The sequence below is a fragment of the Candidatus Regiella insecticola LSR1 genome, assembly GCF_000143625.1.
GTDB classification, from domain to species: Bacteria; Pseudomonadota; Gammaproteobacteria; order Enterobacterales; family Enterobacteriaceae; genus Regiella; species Regiella insecticola.
This window is the reverse complement of record NZ_GL379680.1, coordinates 3,047-13,651: the sequence shown is the minus strand read 5'-3', so window position 1 is coordinate 13,651 and position 10,605 is coordinate 3,047. Positions and strand designations below refer to the sequence as shown.

General features: G+C 40.6%; 7 protein-coding genes and 2 pseudogenes. 3 read left to right on the top strand and 6 right to left on the bottom strand.

Annotated features, from left to right (window positions below; translation table 11 throughout):
• Window positions 1-76 precede the first annotated feature (76 nt).
• Window positions 77-829, bottom strand: coding sequence for a 5'-methylthioadenosine/S-adenosylhomocysteine nucleosidase (gene mtnN, locus REG_RS09410; RefSeq protein WP_039908615.1), 753 nt, complete (start codon window positions 827-829; stop codon window positions 77-79).
• 303 nt (window positions 830-1,132) lie between these two features.
• Here mtnN and degP point away from each other — a divergent pair, with 303 nt between their 5' ends.
• Entirely contained in the window at window positions 1,133-2,566 is a 1,434-nt protein-coding gene (gene degP, locus REG_RS09405; RefSeq protein WP_006705422.1) for a serine endoprotease DegP, read from the top strand.
• A 133-nt stretch (window positions 2,567-2,699) separates the two neighbouring features.
• Here the strand turns inward: degP and csdE are convergent, their stop codons facing one another.
• Together csdE and tyrP are read right to left on the bottom strand one after the other, a co-directional pair.
• The gene (csdE, locus tag REG_RS09400) at window positions 2,700-3,140 is read right to left on the bottom strand and encodes a cysteine desulfurase sulfur acceptor subunit CsdE (RefSeq protein WP_087943432.1); all 441 of its coding nucleotides are present in this window, start codon (window positions 3,138-3,140) and stop codon (window positions 2,700-2,702) included.
• Window positions 3,141-3,332: 192 nt separating this feature from the next.
• Window positions 3,333-4,541: a tyrosine transporter TyrP gene (tyrP, locus tag REG_RS09395; RefSeq protein ID WP_006705420.1), complete on the bottom strand. Its 1,209-nt coding sequence runs from the start codon at window positions 4,539-4,541 to the stop codon at window positions 3,333-3,335.
• Window positions 4,542-4,865: 324 nt separating this feature from the next.
• On the opposite strand from tyrP, the pseudogene REG_RS09390 reads away from it, so the two are divergent.
• A pseudogene (locus REG_RS09390) lies at window positions 4,866-6,453 on the top strand (TerC family protein).
• A gap of 409 nt (window positions 6,454-6,862) precedes the next feature.
• Window positions 6,863-7,699, top strand: coding sequence for a hypothetical protein (locus REG_RS09385; RefSeq protein WP_006705418.1), 837 nt, complete (start codon window positions 6,863-6,865; stop codon window positions 7,697-7,699).
• Between the two features lie 186 nt (window positions 7,700-7,885).
• Here REG_RS09385 and asmA read toward each other — a convergent pair whose 3' ends face one another.
• The 3 genes and pseudogenes from asmA to REG_RS14885 all read right to left on the bottom strand — a co-directional run.
• Window positions 7,886-9,637: an outer membrane assembly protein AsmA gene (asmA, locus tag REG_RS09380; RefSeq protein WP_260200260.1), complete on the bottom strand. Its 1,752-nt coding sequence runs from the start codon at window positions 9,635-9,637 to the stop codon at window positions 7,886-7,888.
• 58 nt (window positions 9,638-9,695) lie between these two features.
• The gene (dcd, locus tag REG_RS09375; RefSeq protein ID WP_006705416.1) at window positions 9,696-10,283 is read right to left on the bottom strand and encodes a dCTP deaminase; all 588 of its coding nucleotides are present in this window, start codon (window positions 10,281-10,283) and stop codon (window positions 9,696-9,698) included.
• Window positions 10,284-10,413: 130 nt separating this feature from the next.
• Window positions 10,414-10,605, bottom strand: a pseudogene (locus REG_RS14885) (iron-sulfur cluster carrier protein ApbC); the annotation flags it as partial.

Sequence of the window (10,605 nt, the reverse complement as noted above, 5' to 3'; positions counted from 1 at the left end):
CACCGTAAAAAACCAATTTAAAATCTCTGTGGCTTGCTGATATTTTGCCAAAATAGATGCAACGATAATTTATTGGTTAACATAAATCTTGGCTAAGGTGGATTAACATAGCTTCAACCAATGCGCTAGATTGTATTGCTGCTGTGTCTAGAAATTCTTCAAAGCTTAAATGAGACTCTTGGCAGGCGACATCCGAAATGGCACGTACTACCACAAAAGGGATCCCGTATTGGTGACAAATGTGACCGATGGCCGCCGCTTCCATATCCACCGCAATCGCGTCTGGAAAAGTAGTGAGGATATCATTTAATGGTTTACCTCCATTGATAAAAGCATCACCACTGCAAATCAAGCCGGTTACCGACGATGGATTTAACGGCTCAGGACAGGTTTCTGCTACAGATAACTTTAACTGCTGTAAACATTTTTCTGCCATCTTTATCAATTTTTCATTGGCTTTAAATCTTGCCGGACAACCCGCCATTTGTCCCTTAGCATAACCAAATGCCGTCACATCCACATCATGGTAGAGCACTTCTTGAGAGATAACGATATCCCCTATATTTAAATCCTTACTTAATCCACCGGCAGAGCCCGTATTAATCACATAATCCGGCTGACAAGAATCAAGTAATAATGTCGTTCCCATTGCAGCGGAAACTTTACCGATACCTGATTTCAATAAAGCAACATTAACACCTTGTAATTCACCGGTATAAATTTCAATTCCCTTTAATGATCCGCGCAACGGCTGAATTTTGCATTCTTTAATTTGAGCACGTAAATGAATTACTTCCTGCTCCATCGCACCGATAATGCCTACTTTTATCATAGCTATTCTCTTGTTACTAAGATTAAATATTTGCTAAAGACTGGTATTTTTTTTTACTATTGACCGGTTACATGACCTACTGCACGGTGCGAAATCAAAGCGCCCTACACGCCGCAACCTTTGTTAACACAAAGTACATGAGCATTGTGAGCACCGCGTAACCTAGAATTCGTACCATGCAGTAGGTCATGAAAATCTAATGAACTTCGCGTCGGCGCGTTAATCATACTGAATACAACGAAGCAACTAAGCCAACGTTTTTATCAGCTAATTTTATTGTCAAAAAGAGAAATTAATTTTATGAATAAAACAATTTTAGTGCTGAATGTCTTGGCATTAAGTATAAGTTTAGCCATAGCGCCAACCACAGCCACTGCTCTAGAAACAGCCCCTTCCCTTCCTAGTAGCCAACCACTACCCAGCTTGGCACCGATGCTAGAAAAAGTCATGCCTTCTGTGGTGAGTATCAATGTTGAAGGCAGTACTATGGTTAAAAACGGCACTATGTCACAGCCATTCCAGCAATTCTTTGGCGGTAATTCCCCTTTCTGTCAGGAAGATTCGCCATTTCAGGATACACCTTTATGTCAAAATGACCGCATGAACCCAAGACCATCAAAAAAAGAAGAATTTAAAGCATCGGGAGCAGGTGTCGTAATCAATGCCGCTAAAGGATATATCGTTACTAATAACCATGTCGTCGAAAATGCGAATAAAATTCAGGTTCAATTAAGTGATGGCCGCCGTTATAACGCAGAAACAGTGGGTCAAGATCCTCGAACTGATATTGCACTCCTCAAATTGAAAGATTTTAACAATTTAACAGCAATAAAAATGGCAGATTCAAGTCAACTGCGGGTAGGAGATTATACTGTTGCTATCGGTAACCCCTTTGGTATAGGCGAAACAGCGACATCTGGCATTGTTTCTGCGTTAGGCCGTAGTGGAGTAAATATAGAAAATTATGAAAATTTTATCCAAACCGACGCCGCCATTAACCGTGGTAACTCAGGCGGTGCCTTAGTTAACTTGAACGGTGAATTAATTGGTATGAATACGGCTATCTTGGCTCCAGACGGCGGTAATATTGGTATCGGTTTCGCCATTCCCAGCAACATGATAAAAAATATAACGACTCAAATAGCAGAGTCTGGAAAAGTAAAACGTGGTGAAATAGGGATCATGGGCACTGAACTCAATGCCGGGCTCGCCAAAGCGATGAATCTGGAGACACAGAAAGGCGCGTTGATTAGCCAGGTAATAGCAAACTCTTCAGCCGCTAAAGCAGGTATCAAAGCGGGGGATGTGATCATCAAATTAAATGGTAAACCGATCAATAGTTTCGCTGCTTTTCGAGCAGAAGTCAGTAGCTTACCTATTGGTACACAAGTCAATTTGGGTCTACTACGTGATGGAAAATCCATTTCAATAGACGTGAAATTAGCGGAGAGTTCGCGGGCTCAAAATGCGCATGACAATATTATTTATAAAGGGCTTGAAGGGGCTGAATTAAGTAACGCAGAGGGAAATAAAGGAATAAAAGTGGGGAAAGTGGAAGCTAATTCTATCGCTGCCCGCTTCGGTCTAAAAGAAAACGATATTATTACAGAAGTGAATACAGAAAAAAGACCAAATTTAGAGAAGTTACGCAAAATTCTTGATGCCGCTCCCCCCGCATTAGCATTAGGTATCCAACGTGGGGAAAGTGTCATTTATCTTTTTATTAGCTTATAGCCATGATTAATAGGTTTTTCTTAAAGCCTGTGCCAAATCTTCTTGAGCGACGCTCATTTTTGACGAAGTATCAGCGAGCACAAGGAGATTTTCAATATAGCCGAATCAAGTTAAACTGCTTTGGCTATAAATACTAATTTAATATACCAGAGCTAACGATAGTCAAAACTCGTTGGCTCAACCTCTGTAAACCATTAACGCGGGAGGTACTTAGTTGTTGGTATAGTCCTAATTGATTAAATAGAATTAATGGATCTTGCTGCCGTAAATATTGTGGTGTTTTATTTTCAATTGCTGTCAATAATACCGTTAATAATCCACGCACAATACGTCCGTCACTGTCACCATAAAAATGCAGGTTACCGTTATCTAAACGCTGATAACCCAACCAGACTCTATTTTCACATCCTGATAATTCTATCTGGGGTTGCTTTAGTACGCTTGATAACGGCGGTAACTGCTGAGCCAATAAAATAAGTTGACGATAACGCTCTTCCCATTGACGATGTACACTAAATCTATTGGCCAAATCAACAGCCGTGATGTCGTAGCCGAAGGGATGTGGGGCTATCATGATGTTTTCTCATTCATTTGAAATAGAACGGTATAGACCTCTTTCGAAACCGTAGTTCGTTATGCGAAGTCAAGGTACAGGGGCGCACAGCAACCTCGTTGCCATAAGTACGTGAGGATTGCGCGCACCGGGAAACGCGGGAAACGCGGGAAACGCAGGATTCGCATAACGCAGTAGGTTTCGAAAGAGGTATCAACCAACTGCAGGTAAAATACCCATCACAATACCTATCTGAATAGCAATCACCGCCAAACCACAAATAAACACTAACATCAATGCGGGAGAGCCTCCCCATACTTGCTGATCATTTTGGTGCATCTTACGCACTTTCCAAGCCAACGATGACGGCAGTAATAATGCCAGTACTGCCAGTGCCGCAGCAGCAAAACCAAGCGCCATAATAAAGCCACGTGGGTAAAAAAGGGCAAACATTAATGGCGGAAGAAAAGTCATTAGCCCCGTTTGTAAGCGACCACTTAAGCTATTGCCACGCTTAAACAAATCAGCCAAGTAATCAAACAGCCCAAGAGACACCCCAAGGAATGACGTGGCTAACGCAAGATTAGCAAACAAATTTACCGATAATTGAACACCGGGGGAATCAATTAGCCTGTAGAGCGCTTCAAGCAAACCGTTTAATCCAGCCTGTTGCGCCAAAATACCGATAAAAGTCTGCGAAGGAAGCGCCCCTAAGATGGCAAGTTGCCAAAAAATATAAATGACTAATGGAATAGCACTACCAATAATAAAAACCCAACGTAATGCACGAACATTTCCTCCCATATAACTCACAATACTGGGTACGCTACTATGGAAACCAAATGAAGCAAAAATAATGGGGATTACTGAAACCACTAATCCCTGCTCCAAGGGCATCGTCATTAGATTATTTTTTTCAACATAAGGCATAATTAATACGAGCATAATAATTAAAAAAATAATTTTTATGCCAAATAAAATACGATTAAAAAAATCAACCGAATGTGTACTAATACACACCACTCCACCAGCCACCACAGTAAACAGTAAGCTAGCATAAGCGGCAGAAAAGGGTTGCTGTGTCCATTGACTGAGACTCTTCGCCAATAATTCACCCGCCCCACTAATATAAGCAGCGGTAATCGAGTACATCAAAAATAACATACTAAAACCGGTGAACCACTGCCAATAAGTACCAAGATAATGCTTAGCTAAAGAGCCTAATCCTTTATCGACCGGAGCATGTTGGTACACTTCCACCAGCAGCAAAGCGGTGTAGCACATCAATAACCACAGCATGATCAATAATGCTAATGTCACGCCAAAACCGACACCCGCTGCTGCCAGCGGCATTGCCAGCATTCCCGCACCAATAGTGGTTCCCGCCACGATAAAAATACTGCCCAAAGTGCGATTCTTCACTCTGCCCTCTACTTTTTTTTATTTAACATATAATAGAATTTTTATTAGAAGCTATTTTATGCTCGCTAATACTGGATCAAAAACCTGTTCAAACCCTTTTTATTTCAAAATTTATTTTGAGGGTAATTTTGACAACCCCTTTATAAAAGATCCGTTATATTCGGGTTGTCAAGCCCCACAGAGTAGAAGAACGGATGAATCGGGTCAAATAAAATTTACCACAAGAGGTTGACCAAGAAGCGCTTACCAGTTGAATTTTATTACTTCAGCCCTCATGATCCTATACGCGCTATAATCCACAGCTAAAAAGGTAAAATTTGACCTATGGAATGGATCGCCGATCCGACTATTTGGGCAGGGCTAGCAACTCTGGTGGTGCTCGAAATTGTATTGGGTATCGATAATTTAATATTCATTGCTATTTGGCAGAAAACTTCCTGTTTCTCAAAGAGATAAGGCAAGAGTCGTCGGGCTACTCTGCGCATTATTGATGAGATTATTATTATTATCTAGCATATCCTGGTTAGCGACCCTGACAGCGCCCTTAATAACCCTCTATACCCATCAATTTAGCGCTCGTGATCTTCTTATGTTGCTAGGAGGGCTATTCTTGCTTTTTAAAGCCACAATGGAGCTCAATGCCAGATTAGAGGGTAAAGACCACCAACATCATCATCAACGTAAAAACGCACAATTTTGGCCAGTGGTCGCGCAAATAGTGGTGCTTGATGCTATCTTTTCGCTAGATTCAGTGATTACTGCTATCGGGATGGTCGATCATCTGACCGTAATGATGGCGGCGGTTATTATTTCTATCGCTGTCATGCTATTAGCCAGCAAGCCTTTAACTTCTTTTGTCAATTCACATCCAACCATTGTTATCCTGTGTTTAAGTTTTTTATTAACTATTGGTTTTAGTTTGATAGCAGAAGCTTTTGGTTATGTTATTCCGAAAGGGTATCTGTATGCTGCGATAGGCTTTTCGGTCATTATCGAATCACTTAATCAATTCGCCCGATTTAATCGTCGGCGGTTTCTCTCTACCGTAAGACCTTTACGGGAGCGTACCGCCGCTGCAGTACTGCGAATGTTGAGTGGTAAACATGAAGAAGCTGAACTGGATAATCATACCGCTAATCTAATTGCCGACAATACCCGTGAAGGACAGGAAGTCTTTAATCAACAAGAGAGGCGGATGATTGAACGAGTACTGGGGCTAGCACAGCGTACAGTCAGTAGTATTATGACCTCTCGTCATGATGTGGAATATTTTGATCTCAACGATCCACCCGAAAAATTGACGCAATTATTAACAAAAAACATGCATACTCGCCTTATGGTAACTGAAAACAGTTCAACTGATGAGCCTTTAGGTGTCATTCATGTTATGGATTTGTTGAAACAACAGCTTGAAAAAAAACCATTAGATATACGCGCGTTGATTCAGCAACCCTTGATTTTTCCGGAACAAGCTTCCCTATTAATGGCGTTGGAACAATTTCGCCAAGCGCAAACCCATTTTGCCTTTGTGGTTGATGAATTTGGCACCATCGAGGGGATAGTAACGTTAACCGATGTCATGGAAACCATCGCGGGTAATCTACCCGTTGCCGGAGAAGTTCCCGACGCACGCCATGATATTCAGCAAACAGAGGAAGGATATTGGATTGCCAATGGCTACATGCCACTCGAAGATCTGGTGTCATATATTCCCTTGCCGATTGACGAAAAAAGGGAATATCACACTTTGGCTGGTTTACTGATGGAATATACTCAACGTATTCCGCAAGCAGGTGAAAAATTACAAATCGGCGATTACTTATTCGAATCATTAGAGGTCAGTAGTCACCGCATTCATAAAGTCAAAATCACTCCACTGAAGCCAACCGAAAAAGATGAAAACCTTTTGTAGAAAAAACCACTTCGTGTTTTCACCCATTTTTTATCGCAAAAGGAAAGGATTATCCCCTACAAAACCATTTTATCTTCTAATTGTTTAACAAATAACCATAACACTTTTCTTAATCTTTTTTCCTTAATGCGCCCCTCCCCTATTTTTGTGTCAGGTAAAAAGTCAGCGGTTTTTGATATTTATCTCTATATAAAGGGAGATAAAATGAAAACAACCAAAATTAAATAGCAATGAGTTTTTCGTCAGAATTTCAGCTCCCATACGAAGTACCAAATACATGAGCTGCGGCTATATCGCTAAAAAAAGCAGATACAGAGCTAATGACGAGTATTTTCTTAAAAAACTCAAAAAAACTACGACTACTATGTGGTTTTCGTAAGTCCTAAAATAGAAAAAAGGAAGTAATATTATGACAGAACCAATACGCTCAATGCGCCTGCCCCTTATAAATAAACGTACTTCCCCCTTCGAGGTAACAATTAGCGGTGATGATATCAAAAAGGTTGCTAATAGCCATTCAAAGCAAGAGGCTACACGTACTAGCATATGGGAACAAATTAAAAATTGGCTCTGTGGAACCAACAAAAAGGAAATTAAGGGAAAAATTTACGACTTAACGCATAATAATGAGAACCTTAGTGTTAAATCAGTATTAGAAAAAATTGATATTTTTTATGACATAAAGCGACAGATAGAACCTGTGTATCATAATGAATTTAAAATGTCTTTTGAAAAAAAAGCAGAGGGGGAATATACTTTTTCTTTTTTTATCGGAGATATTACGCATACGGTCTATGGAAATGCCAAAAATGATCTTGATAATATAAAGGAATATAAATTAACTAATGGTAGCCAATTTTTAGACAAAGAAATTGTTGGTGAGAGTCATGATACAAATGAAGCTTTAAAGAAAGCTTTAGAGCAAGTGAAGTATTATATTGATAATGAAGGTACTTATAGATTTACAGATGTTTCTTCAAGTAATCAAAAAAGATTAAATACGGAGTCATTGGAAGATAATGTAAAAGATAAAATGGTCAATGATCCTAGTTTGGCACAAAAATGGCTTTCACTAAACATGAAAGCTTTTGATTATTACGCTGATCAGCATCCTCCAGAGCTAGTCAATAGTGACGGCCATCCCAATGTTGACGATCATCTAACTATATTTGGATTAACTAATTATACAAATGCAGAAGCCTTAAAATTTTGGCAAAAGAATTTAATAACACTCAGGCTACCCTAGGTTAAATGCCATCAATCCCGCAGGCCTTCAATAACTATGATTGTAGTACTCAGAAATCTACTATACCCTTCGCCTTTCAAGTTACGGCAACTTCAAAGACGAAGGATATATACTTCTGGGATTCGATTGATTGCCGCCTTGCCATAACTCGAAATTCATTGGTTATACTTCACTCAGTACTCTTTTTTATCCAATCATCAAAGGCTTTTTGGCTTTTTGCTTTAGACCCTCTTGCAACAATGATTCAATATCTAATTGATATTGTAATTTTTGCCACGAACCATAAATATGCAGCGGTATATCTGTGTTCTGTAATGTTTTAATTAAATCTGCCTTGCCCGGCCAAGCTTGTATCAGTCGCACGTTTAAATTCATATCACATTGTTGCATCGGTAAATTAACCTCTCCATTCCCTTTAAGAGAAAGCAAGGCTGAATCCCCACTGAGATTATTGATGTGCAAGATCCCTTGATGTAACGCGAAATCGGCTCGCAATTGTCGTATCGAGGTCGTAGCAACATAATGCTCTGACATCGGCACTTCATTGATGCGATTTGCAACAGTTTGTTGAATCAGTTGCGGTATATTGATGCCGTGGAGCTGAGCATCTTCCATGACAAATTGGCTATAACCCTGCCAATTTTGATTGAGGGCGTCAACACCAATCCCCTCTGCTGACCATTTTCCCCGAATCGAACCTTTACCTGTTAACAATTTTGGCAGCCCTATAGCCTGGAATAAAGGCCCCAACTCCATCTGATTTAGGTTCGATTCGATAGCTACCTTCATGTTATTACCAGTAACATCTATCGTATAAGGCAGAGAAAAGTTACCCTTGAGTGCATCACCCAATAATCGATTGACAACCAACTTACCCTGTTTATTTTCCGCTACCAATTCGAATTTATTAATCGTTATGCCCCGGTAAAGTACCCTGTTGGCCATTAAGGTTACACGAGCATTAAAATCACGCAATGGTCTTAAATGAGACTGTTTTTGAAACGCAATAACGGGCGCCGTTACCGGCTGCTTGGCTTTTTCTTGCCGATGATTTTTAGATGACTGGCTCTCTAGAAGGGTATCAAGATTGATGTTTTGCGCGGTTAAATTAATTAAATAATGAGGAATATCGCCTAATTCGGCCTGTGCATTCCCCTCAAAGGTATTATCATTAGCGGTAATATCGATTTCTTTCAACATGACAGTTCGAGAAGCCGATTGGTAACTGGCTTGCATGCTCCCTTTTCCGCTAATTCCTGCTACTGGAATATCAGCGCCTTCCAGCCGATAGCTCAATTGATTGACATTAGCATTAACTGTCTGTGGATAATGCTGTAAATCAAGGTCTGCGGCGAGAGAAAAAATCAGATCGCGTTGATTACGATTCACTTGGCTAGAAAGTAACACCTTGACGTGATGATTATTTTTTGTCAAATCGAGGTTCAGATTACGGATATTGATTTGTTCATTATTAACTTGTTGCCAAATTAATAAACTATCAACCAATTTTATTCGACTGATATCAAGCTCCCAGCCAAAATCGGCATTAGCAAAATGATTGCTGGCAGCAGTAGTCTCTTTGCTTTTACTCTCCGGAATTAAATTGATCACCGCGGCTTTTAGCATGACTTCTTTAATTTCTAGCCGCTGAAATAGCAACGGCCATAATTTAACATCCAGTCGTATATTCTCTGCACTCACCACCGGTATTTCTGCACCTAAGGAGGTTAATGTGATCCTACCTGCAATAATGCTCAATTGCGCTCCCACATGCCAACGCAGATTTCCGTCAAAATGGAGTTGATAGCCCATTTTTTTTTTGACTTGTTTCACCATTTCGGCTCGAAAATCATTGGGATTAACCAAAAGCACTAATGTAGCCATACAGGATACTGACATAGTCAACAAAATAATTAGTATCGTCAGTAGTTTTCTCATTACATCCTCATTGCATTGTCTAAAAATCCCACACAAAATAGGCTCTAATGATAAGCTATCAAAATGAATCCTCATTGATACGACTCGCCACAGCCCCTTGTTGATCGCGATATTTAGCATTTTGGCGACTATGGTAAGGACGGGCGGCAGAGCCTGAAAGTGGCTCAAAGCTCAGTGCACCAATAAGCATACCCGGGCGGAGCACCAGCGGTAATTTACCTGAATTGTAGAATTCTAATACGATTTTTCCGTTCCAGCCCGGATCAATACGATGCGCTGTGACATGCACCATTAATCCCAAGCGGGCTAACGATGAACGGCCATCTAACCAGCCGACTAAGTTATCGGGGAGGCACACAGATTCTAAAGTCACCGCCAGTGCTAATTCACCTGGATGCAAAAAGAAAGGTTCACCTTCTGATAAAACAATTTCATCACTCATGACACGCTCAAGCACCGCGCTCACTTCATCTTTAGGGCCACTCAAATCGATAAAGGCGGCAGTATGAGCGCGAAAAACACGAAACTTATTACCTAAACACACATCAACTGTCGCACCATTAATACGTGATTGTGGCGGGCGGGGCGTAATACTCAATGTCCCCTTATCCAGCCAAGCTTCTATATCACGATCACAAAGCCTCATTAAAAAATTCCTATTTAAATTAAAATATTATTACGTTGATTTTATACCCATAGTCCTTCAGTTAGTACATGACAGAGAATGAGGATCGCTGCCAACGCCGCCGTAACTTCAAAAGCGAAGGGGATAGGCTTTACAAAGTACGGCACGCTATATCAGTTGGGATCACCTCGCCTTGCCAGTACATTTCTGCAGCGATATCAGCCGCTAACTGACGATAGATTTGGCTGAGGTGACTCATTGGCTGAGAGATTACCGTAGGGTCGCCTTGATCTAAATCTTCACGTAAAGCACTATCCAAGGGTATCTGCCCCAACAGTTTACA